Origin of the sequence: Streptomyces xanthochromogenes (genome assembly GCF_014650455.1) — a bacterium.
In the GTDB taxonomy this organism is placed as follows: Bacteria; Actinomycetota; Actinomycetes; order Streptomycetales; family Streptomycetaceae; genus Streptomyces; species Streptomyces xanthochromogenes.
The window spans coordinates 336,183-353,335 of the sequence record NZ_BMUZ01000003.1; the positions used below are offsets into that span (position 1 = coordinate 336,183).

Annotated in this window: 19 protein-coding genes; 5 read left to right on the forward strand and 14 right to left on the reverse strand. The window is 69.8% G+C overall.

What is annotated here, in order from left to right; translation table 11 throughout:
• Positions 1 to 15 precede the first annotated feature (15 nt).
• A complete protein-coding gene (tkt, locus tag IE267_RS08815) occupies positions 16 to 2,229 on the forward strand; it encodes a transketolase (protein WP_189762727.1) in 2,214 nt (737 codons plus the stop codon).
• A gap of 76 nt (positions 2,230 to 2,305) precedes the next feature.
• On the opposite strand, the gene IE267_RS08820 is transcribed toward tkt, so the two are convergent.
• The 9 genes from IE267_RS08820 to IE267_RS08860 form a co-directional block, all read right to left on the reverse strand.
• Positions 2,306 to 2,734 (reverse strand): VOC family protein, encoded by a 429-nt coding sequence (locus IE267_RS08820; protein WP_189762728.1) that lies wholly within the window; start codon positions 2,732 to 2,734, stop codon positions 2,306 to 2,308.
• Positions 2,735 to 2,828: 94 nt separating this feature from the next.
• The gene (locus IE267_RS08825; RefSeq protein ID WP_189762729.1) at positions 2,829 to 3,200 is read right to left on the reverse strand and encodes a cupin domain-containing protein; all 372 of its coding nucleotides are present in this window, start codon (positions 3,198 to 3,200) and stop codon (positions 2,829 to 2,831) included.
• A gap of 185 nt (positions 3,201 to 3,385) precedes the next feature.
• Positions 3,386 to 3,709, reverse strand: a complete 324-nt coding sequence (locus IE267_RS08830; RefSeq protein ID WP_189762730.1) for a DUF1048 domain-containing protein — start codon at positions 3,707 to 3,709, stop codon at positions 3,386 to 3,388.
• 1 nt (position 3,710) lies between these two features.
• Positions 3,711 to 4,067, reverse strand: coding sequence for a DUF1048 domain-containing protein (locus IE267_RS08835; RefSeq protein ID WP_189762731.1), 357 nt, complete (start codon positions 4,065 to 4,067; stop codon positions 3,711 to 3,713).
• On the reverse strand, positions 4,064 to 4,390 hold the full coding sequence (locus tag IE267_RS08840) for a PadR family transcriptional regulator (protein WP_189763006.1): 327 nt from the start codon (positions 4,388 to 4,390) through the stop codon (positions 4,064 to 4,066). The genes IE267_RS08835 and IE267_RS08840 overlap by 4 nt, the downstream gene beginning before the upstream one ends.
• Positions 4,391 to 4,564: 174 nt before the next feature.
• On the reverse strand, positions 4,565 to 4,912 hold the full coding sequence (locus tag IE267_RS08845; RefSeq protein ID WP_167161079.1) for an STAS domain-containing protein: 348 nt from the start codon (positions 4,910 to 4,912) through the stop codon (positions 4,565 to 4,567).
• A 440-nt stretch (positions 4,913 to 5,352) separates the two neighbouring features.
• Positions 5,353 to 6,411, reverse strand: coding sequence for an NAD(P)-dependent alcohol dehydrogenase (locus IE267_RS08850; protein WP_167161077.1), 1,059 nt, complete (start codon positions 6,409 to 6,411; stop codon positions 5,353 to 5,355).
• Positions 6,412 to 6,602: 191 nt separating this feature from the next.
• Positions 6,603 to 7,088 (reverse strand): peroxiredoxin, encoded by a 486-nt coding sequence (locus IE267_RS08855; RefSeq protein WP_167161075.1) that lies wholly within the window; start codon positions 7,086 to 7,088, stop codon positions 6,603 to 6,605.
• Between the two features lie 144 nt (positions 7,089 to 7,232).
• Entirely contained in the window at positions 7,233 to 8,135 is a 903-nt protein-coding gene (locus IE267_RS08860; RefSeq protein ID WP_167161073.1) for a LysR family transcriptional regulator, read from the reverse strand.
• A 137-nt stretch (positions 8,136 to 8,272) separates the two neighbouring features.
• Here IE267_RS08860 and IE267_RS08865 point away from each other — a divergent pair, with 137 nt between their 5' ends.
• Both IE267_RS08865 and IE267_RS08870 read left to right on the forward strand, forming a co-directional pair.
• On the forward strand, positions 8,273 to 9,094 hold the full coding sequence (locus IE267_RS08865; RefSeq protein ID WP_167161071.1) for an inositol monophosphatase family protein: 822 nt from the start codon (positions 8,273 to 8,275) through the stop codon (positions 9,092 to 9,094).
• Positions 9,095 to 9,140: 46 nt separating this feature from the next.
• Positions 9,141 to 9,737: an NADPH-dependent F420 reductase gene (locus IE267_RS08870; protein ID WP_189762732.1), complete on the forward strand. Its 597-nt coding sequence runs from the start codon at positions 9,141 to 9,143 to the stop codon at positions 9,735 to 9,737.
• Positions 9,738 to 9,836: 99 nt separating this feature from the next.
• Here IE267_RS08870 and IE267_RS08875 read toward each other — a convergent pair whose 3' ends face one another.
• The 3 genes from IE267_RS08875 to IE267_RS08885 all read right to left on the reverse strand — a co-directional run bounded on the left by IE267_RS08875 (position 9,837) and on the right by IE267_RS08885 (position 12,869).
• Positions 9,837 to 10,796: a DUF1152 domain-containing protein gene (locus tag IE267_RS08875; protein WP_189762733.1), complete on the reverse strand. Its 960-nt coding sequence runs from the start codon at positions 10,794 to 10,796 to the stop codon at positions 9,837 to 9,839.
• A 136-nt stretch (positions 10,797 to 10,932) separates the two neighbouring features.
• Positions 10,933 to 11,148, reverse strand: coding sequence for a DUF6243 family protein (locus tag IE267_RS08880; RefSeq protein ID WP_189762734.1), 216 nt, complete (start codon positions 11,146 to 11,148; stop codon positions 10,933 to 10,935).
• 251 nt (positions 11,149 to 11,399) lie between these two features.
• Positions 11,400 to 12,869 carry an MFS transporter gene (locus tag IE267_RS08885; protein WP_167161065.1) on the reverse strand — a complete coding sequence of 490 codons (1,470 nt, stop codon included), beginning with the start codon at positions 12,867 to 12,869 and terminating at the stop codon, positions 11,400 to 11,402.
• A 152-nt stretch (positions 12,870 to 13,021) separates the two neighbouring features.
• On the opposite strand from IE267_RS08885, the gene IE267_RS08890 reads away from it, so the two are divergent.
• Positions 13,022 to 13,669: a TetR/AcrR family transcriptional regulator gene (locus IE267_RS08890; RefSeq protein WP_189763007.1), complete on the forward strand. Its 648-nt coding sequence runs from the start codon at positions 13,022 to 13,024 to the stop codon at positions 13,667 to 13,669.
• A 290-nt stretch (positions 13,670 to 13,959) separates the two neighbouring features.
• Entirely contained in the window at positions 13,960 to 15,309 is a 1,350-nt protein-coding gene (gdhA, locus tag IE267_RS08895) for an NADP-specific glutamate dehydrogenase (protein WP_189762735.1), read from the forward strand.
• A 193-nt stretch (positions 15,310 to 15,502) separates the two neighbouring features.
• Here gdhA and IE267_RS08900 read toward each other — a convergent pair whose 3' ends face one another.
• Together IE267_RS08900 and IE267_RS40100 are read right to left on the reverse strand one after the other, a co-directional pair.
• Complete coding sequence (locus tag IE267_RS08900; protein WP_189762736.1) at positions 15,503 to 15,940, reverse strand: DUF5990 family protein; 438 nt, start codon at positions 15,938 to 15,940, stop codon at positions 15,503 to 15,505.
• Positions 15,941 to 16,119: 179 nt separating this feature from the next.
• Positions 16,120 to 16,890 (reverse strand): hypothetical protein, encoded by a 771-nt coding sequence (locus IE267_RS40100; protein ID WP_189762737.1) that lies wholly within the window; start codon positions 16,888 to 16,890, stop codon positions 16,120 to 16,122.
• Positions 16,891 to 17,153 lie beyond the last annotated feature (263 nt).

Consider the following 17,153-nt stretch of genomic DNA (forward strand, 5'->3'; position numbering starts at 1 on the left):
CGAAGGAGTAGCGCCATGACGAACGAGCAGTCCCCCGGAGCACGAACCGCCAGGTCCGTGACGAGTCCCGTTGCCGAGCGCGCCGGCTGGGACGAAGTGGATGTGCGGGCCGTGGACACCGTACGGCTGTTGGCGGCCGACGCGGTCCAGAAGGTCGGCAACGGCCACCCGGGCACGGCGATGAGCCTGGCCCCCCTGGCATACCTGCTGTTCCAGAACGTGATGCGTCACGACCCGAGCGACGACACATGGCTCGGGCGGGACCGTTTCGTACTCTCCTGCGGACATTCGAGCCTGACCCTCTACATCCAGCTCTACCTGGCCGGCTTCGGCCTGGAACTGTCCGACATCGAGGCGTACCGGACCTGGGAATCCGCCACCCCCGGGCACCCCGAGCACGGACACACCCGCGGGGTCGAGATCACCACCGGTCCGCTGGGCCAGGGCCTGGCGAGCGCGGTCGGTATGGCGATGGCCGCACGCCGTGAGCGCGGACTGCTCGATCCCGACGCCGAGCCGGGCACCAGCCCCTTCGACCACCACGTCTACGTCATCGCCTCCGACGGCGACATGATGGAAGGCGTCACCTCCGAAGCCTCCTCCCTGGCGGGGCATCAGGAGCTCGGCAATCTGACCGTGTTCTACGACTCCAACCACATCTCGATCGAGGACGACACGGACGTCGCCTTCAGCGAGGACGTCCCGGCCCGGTACGCCGCGTACGGGTGGCACGTGCAGACCGTCGACTGGACGGTCACCGGCGAGTACGTCGAGGACGTCGACGCGCTCCTGGCCGCCGTGCGCGCCGCCCGGGACGAGACGGGCCGCCCCTCCCTGATCATGCTGCGCACCCTCATCGGCTGGCCGGCGCCCACCAAGCAGAACACCGGCAAGGCGCACGGCGCCGCGCTGGGTGAGGACGAGGTCGCCGCCACCAAGAAGGTGCTGGGCTTCGACCCCGACCAGCACTTCACCGTCGACGACGACGTCCTGGCCCGGACCCGCCAGGCACGCGACCGCGGCCGTGAGGCACACGCCGCCTGGGACGAGGACTTCGCCGCCTGGCGCACCGCGAACCCGCAGCGCGCGGCGCTGCTCGACCGGTTGCAGGCGCAGCGGCTGCCCGAAGGCTGGGAGAACGCACTGCCCGCCTTTCCCGCCGACGAAAAGGGAATGGCCACCCGTGCCGCGTCGGGCAAGGTCCTCAGCGCGCTGGCACCCGTCCTTCCGGAGCTGTGGGGCGGCTCCGCCGACTTGGCCGGCAGCAACAACACGACCATGGACGGGGAGCCGTCCTTCGTGCCGGCCGACCGCCAGACCAAGGACTGGAAGGGCGGCCCGTACGGGCGCACCCTGCACTTCGGCATCCGTGAGCACGCGATGGGCGCGATCCTCAACGGCATCGCCCTCCAGAGCCTCACCCGGCCCTACGGCGGCACGTTCCTGACCTTCTCCGACTACATGCGGCCCGCCGTGCGCCTGGCCGCCCTGATGCAACTGCCGGCCACCTACGTGTGGACCCACGACTCCATCGGCCTGGGCGAGGACGGCCCCACCCACCAGCCCGTCGAACACCTCGCCGCGCTGCGCGCCATCCCCGGCCTTGACGTAGTACGTCCTGGGGACGCGAACGAGACGACCGCGTGCTGGCAGGCCATCCTCGAACACCACGACCGGCCCGCGGGTCTGATCCTGAGCCGGCAGAACCTGCCGGTCCTGGACCGCGAAAGCGGCGAGTACGCACCCGCGCGGGAAGCGGCCCGGGGCGGGTACGTCCTGGCCGACACGGCGGAGGGAAGCGATCCCGACGTCATCCTGATCGCCACAGGCTCGGAGGTCCATCTCGCCCTGGAGGCACGCTCGTTGCTGACCGCCGACGGGCTCGCCGTCCGGGTGGTCTCGATGCCGTGTCGGGAGTGGTTCGCCGCTCAGCCCCAGGGATACCAGGACCAGGTCCTGCCGCCGACCGTACGCGCACGCGTCAGCGTGGAGGCCGCCGTCGGGCAGGGCTGGCGCGACGTCGTCGGTGATGCGGGCCGGATCGTCGCCTTGGAGCACTACGGTGCGTCCGCCGACTACGTGCGGCTGTACACCGAGTTCGGGATCACGCCCGCGGCCATCGCCGCAGCGGCTCACGACAGCATCCACGACACCCGGCAGCCGCCGCGCCCCGGCGGGCAGCAGCAGGCGGCAGCTCCCACCGAGGGAGGCACCGGCGACAGGACCTGATCCCGCCGGGATTCGGGAGCGTTCAGCGGCTCGTCCGTCGCGGTACTGGCGGACGAGCCGCTGAAGCGGCGGGCTCTCAGTCGACGCAGAACTCGTTGCCTTCGATGTCCAGCATCGGGATGCACGCGTCATGGCCGTCATACAGCGTTCGCACGTGTACCGCGCCGAGAGCGATGAGCCGCGCACACTCCGCCTCCAGCGCGGCGAGACGCTCCTTGCCCACCAGACCGGTGCCGACGCGCACATCGAGATGCACCCGGTTTTTGACGGCCTTCCCCTCGGGAACGCGCTGGAAGTACAGTCGCGGGCCCACACCCGAGGGATCTGTGCAGGCGAACCACGAATCCCGCTCCTCGGGCGGCTGCGCCTGCTGGAAGTCGTGCCATGTGGCAAACCCCTCGGGCGGAGGCGGTACGACGTACCCCAACACCTCGCACCAGAAACGAGCGAGCCGCTCAGGTTCCGCGCAGTCAAAGGTGACTTGGAACTTCTTGATCTCCGACACCGGCGCACCGTAGCAGGCGGCTCCGTTCGATCTCCTCCGCCGGATCCGCCGCCCCCCCTCGCCCGCGCCCTGCGAGACACCTCTCGGGGGCGCTTCAGTCAGTCTCCCCCACCGCATAGCCGGGCACGGACGGCCACCGGACAGTGAGCACCACCGACTCCTCCTCGGCAAACCACGAGTGGTCGACTCCGCGCCCCCACACGACGTAGTCGCCCTGTTCCGCCAGAAGAACGCTGCGGCCCGGCAGTTCGACGCGGAAGCGACCACTGATCAGAACCAGCAGAGCCGTGCGTTCCTCGCCCCTCACCCACTGCGCTCGCTCGTCGGCACGGGGGTGGACACCCCATTTGATCTCCAGTGCCTCACTGTGGCGCGGATCGCCGGGTTCCTTGAAGTGTCCGAGAAGCCAGCCCCGGTCGAGTGCCGCGTCCTTGCCCGCGTTTCCCACATACACGCTGTCGTTCACACGGCCGAACGCTAGCAGCCGCCGTGTGCTCATCGTCGGCGACCTGAAGCGACGCTGACGATGAGTCAGCACGGCGGCCGACCGGTGCATGTGCCGGTGCCGTGCGCCGTGCGCCGTGCGCCGTGCGCCGGGGTGAACGAAACCGGATGTGCGGGCTGTGCCGCGAGCACGGGGCGCGCGCGTTACTACACGGCAGTGCCGGGGCCCCCGTCGAGGGAGGCCTGGTAGGCGTCCGCATGAGTGGAAGCGTCCTTGACGAGGTCGTCGCAGAACGCGGCGACGTCGTTGCCGATGAGCTCCAGAACCCCCTTGCCCGCGGCGGCACCCGTCTCGAAGAAGTCGACGATCCCGGGGAGCAGGGGGCCGTCGGGCAGGTCGATCGGCCCGACCTTGAAGAAGTACTTCTGCATCTCCCTGTAGACGATCCGGTAGTCCGGCGGAAGCGCCTTGACCCGGGCCGTGTGAGCCCGCCACTGCTTCTTGCCCTCGATGATGTCCTGGATGCCCATGTCAGCCTCCCAGCCGGCTCAGTTTCCTTGCCACGTTCCTGTTCAGCTGCTCGCGCCACCGGTCGCGATACGTACGAGCCCCTTCTCCACCGGCCAGGGCCGTGCTGAAGCCCTGGACGTCGTCCCCGAGCACCTCGTGGGCGCTCTGGCCGTCAGCTGCTGTCTCCTCCAGCAGCCCCAGGGCCGCGTCGAGGATCGGCATGAGGTTGCGACCGGTGAAGTTCCCCTGGGGAAGAAGGTGGGTCTTGATCTCTTCCCACGCCGCCCGGTGGTCCGGCGGCAGAGCCTCGGCCCGGGCTTCGAAAGCCTTCCACTCCCTGGTGAGATCGCTGCCCGTGATGGTCTCCCAGAAGTTCATCTCCCGCCCCCCTTGAGCCTGTTGATACGTGCTGAGACGTACTGCCATTTCGCCCAGAACGTCGCGAGCTCATCGCGGCCGGCGTCGTTGAGTGTGTAGAACTTGCGCGGCGGGCCGACTCCGGACGGCTGCTTCGTCACGTGGACGAATTGGTTCCTCTCCAGCCGCAACAGGATGGTGTACACCGTTCCTTCGACGACATCGGTGAATCCGAGCTCGTTCAGCCGACGGGTGATGGCGTACCCGTAGGTTTCTTCGTTGCCGATGATTTCGAGCACGCAGCCTTCGAGCGTGCCCTTCAACATCTCCGTCAGGTCGTCTATCGCCGGTCCTCCTCGGTCTTCCTCAGCCGCTCACCCAGTACTACGTAATACCGAGTACTAGTACACGGTATCACCGAGTAGTGGAAGAAGTCGGTGCCGCAGAGGATCGGACGCAGAGTCGCTCCCTGATTCCCGACTACGGGCGGCAGTTCGCCGGGCAGCGCCGGGAGCGGTTCACGAGGCGGCGGCCTTACAGGCGTCGGTCAGGCTCGGAAAGAGGGCGAGGGCCATGTCGGCGCCCGTGATCTCCAGCACCCGCAGGAGTTGGGGCTGCGCGGCGGCGATCCGCAGCGTGGTGGTGCGGTGGATCCGCAGGAGGAGGTTCAGAGTGGAGGAGTCGGCGAAAGGCACTGCGGAAGCGTCGAACACGACGACCGGCCGCGTGGCTGCGGCTTCCTCCAGGGCTTGTTGCAGGGGGGCCAGTGTCTCGGCGTCCAGTTCTCCCTCGGCCGCCACCACCCAACTGTCGTTCCGTGCGTACTGGTGCACGCGAAGGGCGGGACTGCGAGGGGTCTGGGACATGCGGTTCTCTCCTGTGTGCGGGGGCTGGGCACCCGCACATCTTGTCGCGTGCGGAGGGTCTGAAGCCACCCCGGCCCGCGCCAAGTACTCCTCCGGCACGGGGTTGAGCAGATCCCGTCTTCGCTGACCCCGGCTTCGTCCGCCGAATGGGCCGAGGTCCTGCGGGGCCGAGCAGGCAGGCTCCGGGCAGTCGCCCCGAGGCGCGCTCGACCGCGGACGAGGCGAGGGCGGTCAGGGCCCCGCAATCTACTCGTCCCGCTCGCCGCGGAGGAGGAGGCGCCGTGGAGGAGGAGGGTGCCGCGGAGGAGGAAGGTGTCGCCCTCTGCTCGACGATGTCCACGAAGCAAGCCGCGCGCCTCGCCCTGGAGGCCATGCGACGGCCTCGGCTCGTGTCGCGGCCCGGCCCCTGGAGCGGGGCCGGGCCGCGGTTCCGTGCGGTGTCAGGACGCCGCGGTGCCGAGCGTGTCGGTGTCGATGACGGCGCGGTAGCGGACCGCGCCGCTGACGACCTTCTCGTAGTACTCGTCGACCTGGTCGGCGGAGATGAGCTCGATGGTGGCGGTGATGCCGTGCTCGGCGCAGAAGTCGAGCATTTCCTGCGTCTGTTCAAGACCGCCCACCATGGAACCGGCCACCGCCCTGCGCATGGCCAGCAGCGCGAACGCCGGGATCTCCAGCGCGTCGCTGGGGGCGCCGAGGTTGACCATGGTGCCGCCCCGGCCGAGCGTGCCGAGGAACTTGTCCAGCGGGATGCCGGCGCCGACCGTGTTGACCAGGACGTCGAAGTGGCCCGCCAGTCGGTCGAAGGCGCTCCCGTCCTCCGTGGCGTAGTAGTGCTCGGCACCGAAGGCCAGGCCGTCCTCCTTCTTGGAGTCCGTCCGGCTCAGCACGGACACCTCGGCACCGAGCGCCGCCGCGATCTTCACGGCCACGTGCCCCAGGCCGCCCATCCCGATCACCCCGACCTTGACGCCGGGCCCCACGCCATACCGCTTCAGAGGGGCGTACGTGGTGATCCCCGCGCACAGCAGCGGGGTGGTCGCGGCCAGGTCCGCCCCGTCGGGGATCTTCAGGACGAAATGGTCGCGTACGACGATCCCCCGGCTGTAGCCGCCGTAGGTGACGTCTCCCTGGTAGTCCTTCTGGGCGTACGTCTGGACGACACCCCGGGAGCAGAACTGCTCCTCGCCGTCGCGGCACGCCTCGCACTCCAGGCAGGAGTCGACGAAGCATCCGACACCGACCACGTCGCCGACCCGGTGGGCGGTCACGTCCGGGCCGACTTCGGCGACGGTGCCGATGATCTCGTGGCCCGGGGTCATCGGGAAGAGCGCGACGCCCCATTCGTCGCGGGCCTGGTGAATGTCCGAATGGCAGATACCGGCGTAGCGGATGTCGATCCGCACGTCGTTCGGCCGGAGGTCCCTGCGCTCCAGAGTGATCCTCTCGAACGGAGAGCCGGCCTTGCTGGTGGACAGCGCCGGAACCGTCGTGGACATCGCGTCACGCTCCTTACCCGAGTTACCCAGTGATGGTTTCTTTCTTCCCATACCCGGACAAAGGGCGCATGCACGCGTTCAGGGGCCGAGTACCTGCCTTCGGGCAACACAAACGGTCGGCGTCGTCCCCGCTCCCGGCCGCCGAACCGAGCAGCCACCCGGTCGGAGCCACTCGGGCGGCCGCGCCCGGCTCAGCTCGCCTGGAGCCGGGTGAGCTCGCGCGTCAGGGTGTCCACGCTCTGGAAGGTGGCGCCGAGCAGCGCGACGTGCTTCCAGAAGAGCGTGCCGTCGGGGGCAACGAGGAAGACGGCCCGGCGCAGGCCGATCCCGGGAGCGGCGATGCCGAAGGAACGGGCCACCGTCCGGTCGGTGTCGGCCAGCAGCGGCATGCCGAGCCGGTGCTTGCGGGCGAAGGCCTCGTGGCTGTCCAGCGACTGCGGGCTGATGGCCCATACATCTGCGCCGCAGTCGGCGAACGCCTCCAACCCACTGGAGTACGAGCACAGTTGGCGGGTGCACACCGAAGTGTCATCGCCCGGGTAGAAGGCGAGCACCAAGGGGCGGCTGCGGTCGGCGCGCAGCCGGTACTCGCCCCGTTCGAAGCGTTCCTGAGTGAGGACACCTCCGGGGAGCTGGAAATCCGGAACTGCCTGCCCCTGCTGCGGAATCGAAACCACGGGTCGGACCCTCCTCGTCAGATGCGTCCACCCTACGTGCGGGGGGGTGCGCCCATCCTGTCTGCGGGTAGGGGCATCTCCCTACGTGCGGGGAGGCGGACTGCGGTCGGCCCGCCTCCCTGTGGCGTGGTCGGACAGCAGCGCCTACGACTCTCCGCTCACGGCCAGCGCGGTTCGCGCCAGCTCGCGCAGCCAGGTGTGGGCCTGGTCGGTGTCGTAGCGCTGATGCCACGACAGGTACACCGTCGCCGACGGCAGCTCCAGCGGGAGCGGAAGGGCGACGAGGCCGAGGTCGGCGATCGACCGCGTGGTCGCTTCCGGCACGCTGACCAGGAGATCGGAGCCGCGCGCGAACTCCAGCGCGGCGGCTTCCGTCGGCGCGGTCGCCACCACGCTGCGCGTGAGGCCGAGCCGTGCGAGGGCGTCGTCGAGACCGTTGCTGAGGTTTCCGCGGCGCGAGACGGTGACGTGTTCAGCCGCGGCGTACCGCTTGGCGGTGACGGTCTTGACGCGGGTGAGGGGATGTCCGCGCCTCACGACGACGACGAGGCGAGTCTCCCCCACGGACTCGGCACGGATGTCCGGTGCGCTCGGACGGCCGGCGTTCGCCTCCAGGTCGACCTCTCCGCGTCTCAACTCGGGGCTGTCGATGCTGGATTCCGCGACGAATCGCAGTCGGACGCCGGGCGCCTGTTCGCGCACGGAGGCGAGCAGGGCGGGCCCGCTCAAGGCGACCAGGGAGTCGTGCCAGCGGAGGGTGAAAGTGCGCTCCAGCGTCGCCAGATCGAGTTCGCGGCTCGGCGCCAGTACGCCCTGGACCTCGTGCAGCAGCTCGTGCACCTGTTGACGGACGGCGATCGCGTACGGCGTCGGAGTCATCGTGCGGCCCGTGCGCACCAGGATCTCGTCCCCGGTCGTGCGCCGGATCCGCCCCAGGCTCCGGCTCATCGCCGGGGCGGTGACGTGCAGCCGCGCGGCCGCCCCGGCCACGCTTCCCTCTTCCAGCAGCGCGTCGAGCGCGGCGAGCAGGTTCAAATCCAATTGCATACGAGTAATCCTACGCGTGCCCAACATGCATTTGAAGTTAATCGATGGGCTCTATACCTTTTAGATCAGAGCGCAGCACGGAACACGCAGCTCACCGCAACGGCCTCAACCACCGCTCTATACAAGGGAGTTCGACCATGTCCGAAACGCTTCAGACCACTGACATCATCGCCGCCGCCGACGCCGATCTGCTCGCCGAGACCGCGAGCGCCGTGCGCGCGGCCGGTGCGGCGCTGCGCGAGCGCTTCGGCGAGGTGGTCGGCTACCAGACCCGCGAAGAGCTGATGGACGCACTCGCCGCCAACGACAACGCCGCTCTCGACATCCTGCGCCCCCGCCTCACGAAGCTGCGCCCCGAAGCGGGCTGGGTGGAGGACGAGTTGAACGGCGGGGCGCTGCCGGCCGGCGAATGGTGGGTCGTCGACCCGGCCGAGGGCAACGTCAACCACCTGCACGCCCTGCCTGATTGGGCGGTGACCGCCACGCTGGTGCGCGAGAACCAGCCGGTGCTCACCGTGGTCCACCTGCCGTTGACGGGCGAGACCTACACCGCGCTCAAGGGCGCGGGCGCCCACCTCGACGGAGAGCCGCTGCGCGTCTCCGCGAGTGCGGACCTCGGCCTGAGCATCGTGGCCACCAGCCAGGCCCGGCCGGACGAGGACGAGAAGGTCGTCCGGCGCGTCGGCTCCTCGATCACCGCGATGCTCTTCGACGCGCTCGTCGTCCGCACCTCCGTGCCCGCCACGCTGCACCTGGTGAACGTGGCCGCCGGCCGGATCGACGCCTTCTGGCAGTTCGCCGGCGCCCGCGCGGACCTGCTGCCCGGGGCACTGCTCGTCACCGAGGCCGGCGGACGCATCTCCGACGCCGAGGGCCGCCCCTGGACCCCGCAGAGCGAGAGCTTCCTGGCCGCCGCGCCCGGCGTCCACGCCGAGGCCGCCGCCACTCTCTCGCGCTGACCGCACACCACCACATCCCGTAGGTACGGAAGGACCGGATCTCCTCATGACCACGATCGCTGTTCTCGGAAACGGCCGCGTCGGCGGCAACCTGGCCGCGGCCCTCACTCGGGCAGGGCACGAGGTGACCGCGGTGGACCGCACACCGGGTGCCGCCGCCCGCGCCGCACGGGACGCCCGGATCGTCATCAACGCCACCCCGGGCGAGGGCTCGCTTGACCGGCTCGTTGGCCTGCGCGAAGAACTGCGCGACAAGATCCTCGTCGACGTCTCCAACGCCACCGTCGACGGTCCGGACGGCCTGCCCGGCGCATTGATCTACCCCGGCTCAAGTCTCGCCGAGCAACTTCAGGAAGCGCTCCCCCACACCCGCGTGGTCAAGACGCTCAACACCATGCTCTTCCCGGTGATGACCGCGCCGGCCATTCTCACCCAGGCGCCCGACGCGTTCCTCTCCGGCGAGGACCCGCAGGCCAAGCAGACCGTCCGTGAACTGCTCGTCGACCTCGGCTGGCAGAAGGAGTGGATCACCGATCTGGGCGGTATCCAGACCGCCCGCGCGACGGAGGCGGCGATACTGTTCGTGCCGCACGTCATCCGCTCCAGCGGGTTCGCCCCCTTCGCGATCTCGATCGCCCGCTGACCCGCCCACGGAGCGTCGAGCGGCTCGCGCACCGGGCGGCCACTGGCTCGCGCACCGGGCGGCGAGCCCACCGCCTGTGCCCGGCTCCCCGGACGGAGCCTAGTGCGGGAAGCGGCGGGGAGGGCGGGTCACCACGGACTCGCGGAACTCCGCGATCCGTGAACCCACTTGACGCATCAGATAGGTCTCCTCGATCAGGTCCAGGTAGAGGCAGCGGGCTGCCAGGCCCCGCAGGTCGAAGGCGAAGTACAGGGCCATCAGCGGGTTAACGAACAACTCGCTGCCCCGCGTGCGATCAGTGAACTGAACGTCGCCGAATGAGCCGCCGACGGCTGCCGCGATGGAGCCGTTCACGATGCTGGGACGCTCGATGGTCTGCTGTTGGGCGTGCGTCACCGCGTCGAGGTAGAGGGCGCCCTCCCGGGTGGCCCGAGGTATCGAGAAGGCACCCAGGTACGCGCCGTCGCGCTCCAGCGCCGCGATGTTCTCCAGTACCTGCACGTGGTTCACGCCGTGGTACGCGTCCACTCCGAATCCGACCGACACGACGAGCCGCGTCGGGATGCCGTCGAGCGCGGCCAGCGCCGCCACGCTGGCCATGTCCTCCTCCGGAGTGCCGAGCCCGGCTTCGTCACCGCGCAGCAAAATGTCGGTGCCGCCGTCGACCAGCACCACGGCATCGACGTCGTGCAGTTCGGTCAATGCCTGGTAGGCGGCGCGCAGGGGGCGCACTCCGGTCTGAGGGAAGGCATACACCGTGGACGGGTAGCCGTGCCGGCGCAGCCACTGGGCGAGGGTCCGCTCGGGGAAGTAGCTCTGGTGGACAGCGGAGTCGGGAGTGACGGCGGCCAGGTCGGGGGCGGCCCAGTCATCGAGCGGTAGACCGTCGAGTGCGCTGAAGGAAAGGTTCGCGAGATACACCTGCTTGCCCTGATGCAGGAGCGAGAGAGCCAATGGCAGGCCGGAATAGATGTCGAAGCCGCCGCCCGCGCCCGCGACGAGGATCCGTTCGGCATCGGCGAGGCGGGCGAAGAGCGGGTTGGAGTGGAGGGAAGCCATGACGATCATTGTCGCGGGCCGGCCCTCTGCCACACCAGGTACGCCGGCAGAGCCCGAACACGGCAGCAGGGCCCGGACCACGACGCGTGGCCCGGGCCCTGCTGGTGTGCGGTGCCGCCTTGTGACGGGCGGTGCCTCAGCTCTGTGCGGTCTCGTCGCCCGACTGCGCGGTGTCCTCGGCCGCGCCCGCCTTCTCGCGCATCTTGCGCACCAGCTCCGCCTTCTGCTCGGCGGCGCTCTGGCGGTCGAGGTTGCGGTGCGGGCCGTTGTTCTGCCGTTCGGCGCGGGACAGCCTCTTGCGCTGGCCGCCGCCCTGGCCCACGGGGTTGTTGATGTTCTTGCTCACGGTCACGGGTTCTCCCGGTAATGAATGTGGGGTGATCTACGGATGCGTCGGTGGAGGTCGGACGGTGACGTTCGAGTACGTCAGCGGGGGCCCGTCACGCTCTCACTCGTAAATCGGCGTCTGGAAGAACATGACAAAGACACTACCCGGTTCCGACAGCCCCGCACACCAGCCATTGCACCGCCGCCGAGCCGCCTGCCCCGAGCCGCCTGCCGTCGAGCCCGGAGCCGGGCGGTGGCGTCCGGCGACGGTGGCCGTCAGGCGAGCTCTTCCGCGGCGGGCTCTTCCACGGTGCGGGAGTTGGTCAGGCTCAGCGCTCCGCCGGCGGCGATCAGGCCGACGAGCACGGCGAGGAGTGCGTAGGTGATCCGCTCGCCGTGGAAGAACGACGTGACGAGGCCGCTGCTCCAAGTCCCCGCCGGGAGCTGGGTGGTGACGAGGGCCGCGATCAGGGTGCCGACCACGGCGGTGCCGACGCTGGACCCGACCTCCTGCGCCGTGTCGTTGAGCGCGGCACCGATCGAGGTGCGGTTGCTCGGCATCGCGTCGACGAGGGCGACCGCGCAGATCGTCATGACGGTGCGCAGACCCACGGTCATGAGGACCATGCAGACCGCGATGGCGGTGTACCCGTGGTAGACGCCCCAGGAGAGACCGGCCAGCGCACCGGCGAGGCAGGCGGCGCCCACCAGGCAGGCGATGCGGTGGCCGAAGCGGCGAGCGAGCCATTCGGACAGAGGGGTGGCGACGAGCATCGTCACGATGATGGGCAGGTTGGCCAGACCGGCCCGCACGGGGCTCCATCCGTAGGCGTACTGGAAGTGCAGGATGAGCCCGAACATCACGCTGGCCATCGCGATGGACGTACCGATCTGCGCGATGGCGGCGCCGCGGACGGTTCCGTTGGAGAAGAGGCGCAGGTCCAGCATGGGTGCCGCGCTGCCGCGCTCATGACGGACGAACGCGATCGCGGCCACGACCGCGCCCGCGATCGAGGCGAGGGTGACGGCGGAGAGCCAGCCGTGGTCGACACCGCTGGTCAGCGAGTAGCAGGCGAGTCCGATGGTGGCGACGCTCAGGACGGCGCCGGGCAGGTCGAGTGCGTCCTTGGTGAGGTCCTCCGGCCGGTCCGCCGGAACGCCGAGGCGGACACCGATGCAGGCGATCAGGGCGATCGGGGCGTTGACGACCAGCAGCCACTCCCACCGCACATGGGCCAGCGCGGTGCCGCCGAGCAGCGGTCCGAGAACGAAGCCGGACATGCCGACGACGATCATCACGGTCATGGCGCGCATCCGCAGTGCTTTGTCGTCGAACAGGCGGAAGACCAGTGAGTTCGTGATCGGGGCCATCGCGGCGGCGGCTATGCCGAGCAGGGCACGCAGCGCGATGAGTTGGCCGGCCGTGGTGACCAGGACGACGCACAGGCTCAGCGAGCCGAACACGGCGAGGCCGATCAGCAGCACCCGGCGGCGGCCGAGCCGGTCGGCCATCGAGCCCGCCGTGAGCAGCAGCCCACCGAAGGTCAGGGAGTAGGCGCCGGTGACCCACTGCAGTGCGGTCGTGCCGCTGCCGAGGTCGCGGCCGATCGTGGGCAGCGCGATCGAAAGCAGCGTGTTGTCGACCATCTCGACGAAGAAGGCCAGGCAGAGGGCGGCCAGCGGGATCCACGCCGCACGCAGCGACGGATAGGCGCGCGACGGCGTCAAAGGCGGGGCGGTGGTCATGGCAGTCCTTCTCATCGAACAGCGTTCCGTTATCGAACGGCGTACGATGAGCTAAGATAGAACAACGTTCGATACGATGCAAACGAGAGGATGAAGCCATGGCTCCGCAGCAGGACCGCTCCCGCGGAGGACGTCGACGGGCTTCGCACTCGATGGAGTCGGTACTCACCGAGGCCGTGGCCCTGCTCGACGAGGCGGGAGAGCAGGCACTGACCTTCCGGGCACTCGCCCAGCGCCTCGGAGGCGGCGTCGCCAGCATCTACTGGTACGTGGCCAGCAAGGACGAGCTGCTCGATCGTGCCACCGACCACGTGATCGGGGCCGCGCTCGCCGACGTCGAAGCACTCCCGGCCCACGAGGACCCGATCGACGAGCTGCGCGCGATGGCTGTCACGCTCTTCGACGCGATCATGGAAAGGCCCTGGCTGGGCGCCTACTTCATGCGCAACACCGACGTACAGGGCAACGCGCTGCGCCTCTACGAGAAGCTCGGACAGCAGACCCTCCGCCTCGACCTCACTGCGCGGCAGCGGTTCCACGCCGTGTCCGCGATCGTTGGGGTCGTCGTCGGTTCCGCCGTCGACCTGGGGCAGGAGCCGCCCCAGGAGGTGCTCGACGGCGCGGTGGGCCGCGACGAGTTCCTCGGCCGCTACGCCCAGGCCTGGCGGGAGCTCGACCCCGCGGACTTCCCGTTCGTGCACGAGATCGTCGACGAGTTCGACGGCCACGACGACATCGAGCAGTTCCGCTCCGCGCTGGAACTGACCCTGGCGGGCCTGCGCCTGCAGGCAGGAGCCTGAACCGTCAGGACGAGACGCCCCGGCAACGGACCGGCCCGCACCGGGTGTTGCCTGCCCGACGCCTTGTTGCGTGCATCGGGGCGGATGATTCAAGGCTCGGGAAAGCCCGTTGACCGCGGCCGAGGTTCCGAGACGGCACGGATCGGCCGCCCACCAGCGGACTTGGCGCGCCTGAGCGCGAAGGCGGCGTCGTGCCAAAGGGTGGACCGGCGACCTTGCGCCGACCAAGGTGTGGCACTGTGATCTGGGCCCGCACGCCCGCCGGAACAGACGTCGGAAAGGAACCGATTGTGACCGACCCCAAGGACAGGCTGGACGCACTGCGGGCAGACATCGAGCGCCGCAACCCCGGGCAGCCCGAGTTCCACCAGGCCGTACGGGAGGTCCTGGATACCCTGGGCCCCGTCCTCGCCGCCCGGCCTGAGTACGCCGAGGCCGGCCTCGTCGAGCGGCTCCTGGAGCCGGAGCGGCAGATCATCTTCCGGGTGCCGTGGACGGACGACCACGGCCGGGTGCACGTCAACCGCGGCTACCGGGTGGAGTTCAACAGCGCGCTGGGCCCCTACAAGGGCGGGCTGCGCTTCCACCCGTCGGTGGACATCGGCGTGGTGAAGTTCCTCGGCTTCGAGCAGATCTTCAAGAACGCCCTGACCGGCCTCGGCATCGGAGGCGGCAAGGGCGGCAGCGACTTCGACCCGCACGGCAAGTCGGCGGCCGAAGTCATGCGGTTCTGCCAGTCGTTCATGACGGAGCTGGCCCGGCACATCGGTGAGCACACCGACATTCCGGCGGGAGACATCGGTGTCGGCGGCCGCGAGATCGGCTACCTGTTCGGCCAGTACCGCCGCATCACCAACCGCTGGGAGGCCGGCGTCCTCACCGGCAAGGGCCAGGGCTGGGGCGGGTCCGTGATCCGTCCCGAGGCCACCGGCTACGGTGCCGTGCTGTTCGCAGCCGAGATGCTGAAGGCGCGCGGGGAAGCCCTCGACGGACTCAGCGCGGTCGTCTCCGGCTCCGGCAACGTGGCCCTCTACACGATCGAGAAGCTCCAGCAGCTGGGCGCCAACCCGTTGACCGCCTCCGACTCCTCGGGCTACGTGGTCGACGACAAGGGCATCGACCTGGCGCTGCTCAAGCAGATCAAGGAGGTCGAGCGGGGCCGCGTCAGCGAGTACGCGACCCGGCGCGGCCCGTCCGCCCGCTTCGTGCGCCAGGGCCGGGTGTGGGAGGTACCGGCGGACGTCGCCTTCCCGTCGGCGACGCAGAACGAGCTGGACGTGGAGGACGCTCGCACGCTCATCGCGAACGGCGTCAAGGCGGTCTCCGAGGGGGCGAACATGCCCACCACCCCCGAGGCCGTGCACCTCTTCCAGGAGGGCGGTGTCGCCTTCGGCCCGGGCAAGGCCGCCAACGCCGGCGGTGTCGCCGTCAGCGCGCTGGAGATGGCTCAGAACGCGAGCCGGGTGGCATGGAGCCGCGAGCGGGTGGAGGACGAGCTCGCCGGCATCATGCGGTCCATCCACGCGGTCTCCCACGAGACGGCCGAGCGTTACGGCGCCCCCGGCGACTACGTGACGGGCGCCAACATCGCGGGCTTCGAGCGCGTCGCCGACGCGATGCTGGCCCAGGGCGTCATTTAAGTCGCTCGGTCCGCCCACCTCGCCGACCCGTTGGAGAGGGCGGCGAGGTGGAGTTCCGAGAGCCCGAGGGGTGGATTGGGACGGCGGCGGCCCCGCCCTGTCGAAGGGCCCGGCCGTCGCCACCGCCGCCGGGGTTGATCACGTGGGCAGCGACGCGGATTGCCGCATTGCAGACGCCGATCGGCACCTGGAACTAGGCGTTGGACCACTCGATCAGAGGTGGTCGGACTGCGGCACACAAAGGGTTTCCCTGTGCGTCCGTCAACCCCAACCTGCCTACCAGCAGGCCGCCTTCGACGGCCGTCGCGAGAATCCCCGGCGCGATGCCGTCGAACCACAGCTTCGCCCGCCGGAACATCGTGAACTCCCCCTGCTCGTCGACCGTTCCCCAGGACAGATACACGAACCGGCCACCGGGACGGCCCTGCACATACGGCCCCGTCAGGTCCCATCCGCCCTCGACGGGCGTGGCCTTCACCTCCAACTCCCATGCCACCGACGGCACATCGGCCGGGCGCGGCCCCAGGAGCTCGGTGGGGCGATCGCGGCGCTGCACCGCGACGTGGACATTGCGGCATGCGGGCCCGAACCCCCGGCCGGGCAGATCCGATCCTTCGATGCGAACGAGCATTGCTCCATCATCCACTGCGGGGTGCCCAGCGGTACGTCGGTGAGGCGAGAAGGGCCGTGCTTCCGCTGTCCGTGAGGGGACACGACGAAGGGCCCGGCTGCACCGGACCCTTCGTCTGCGCTGTGCGGTGTCCCGCTTCTCGTCCGCGTCATGCGGTGTCCCGCCTCGCCGATGCCGGGTTACCGCACATCAGCAGCTCGCGCGCCGTCGGCGAGGAGCTGGGACAGGTCCCTGTCGACGTCCGCGAGCAGTCGTCCGGCTCGGGCGCGCTGCGCCTCGGTTCCGGTGTTGGCGATCCAGCGGGTGGCGGCGAATACCTGGCGAGCCGCGTTCTGGAGCGCGCGGTCGGCGCTCAGGGGTGCGTCGGCGAAGGCGGGGCTCCACCGGTCCGTACGGTGACGGCGCGCGGGTCGTCCCCTGCGGTCGGCCGGACGTTCACCACGCCCGCCACCGCCACCGTCAGCGGCTCGGCCTCGGTATCCGCGCTCGGGACCGGAGGAGGGACGCGCCGGGCGGGCCCAGTGCCCCTCGGGGCGCTCCCGGCGCTCCCCCGGACGGCCGAGCGGCCCGGCCTGCGGGCCGAACGGGTCGAAGCTACGGCCAGGGCCGCGGCCGACGCCTTCGCGCGGAATACCGCGCGGTACCGCCGCGCCACGGCCCCTGCCGCGGGAGCCATCGGTCCCGGGCCGCCCGCCGAACCGCGGGTCGGAGTCGACCCGTCGGCCATCGCGGCGGTGGCCCTCAGCCTCGGGCCGACGGCCCCGGCCAGGACGCCGACGCGATCGATCGGGGCGCCCCTCTTCGAGGTGGTCGTACGGGGATTCCTGGTCGGCGAAGCCTGCGAGGAATCGGGAGTGGGCGTCCTGGCGGTCGCCCGTCCGGACATCGGCGCGCCGCGTGCCGCGACTGCCGAACCGGGTGAATTCGGGGTTCATGGGATGCGTGTTCATGATCGAACTCCTTCTCGGATGCGTGAGGTGGATGTCGGCTCATCTCAACCGACACGTTAACGATATATCGGAACCTATCGGAGGACAACCCCCGGCTTCGCCTGCGCCGCGGCACCGGGCAGGAGGCACTCCGGTCCGGCAAGGGCAGCTGAAGTTCTTCTCTGGATATCCCCATGTCCATGCTCACTGCACCGAAAGCGCCGGATGCTGCGCTAGCCGCCCGGTCGGACTGACGGGGCGGGCGGGGCACACGAGCCTTTGGG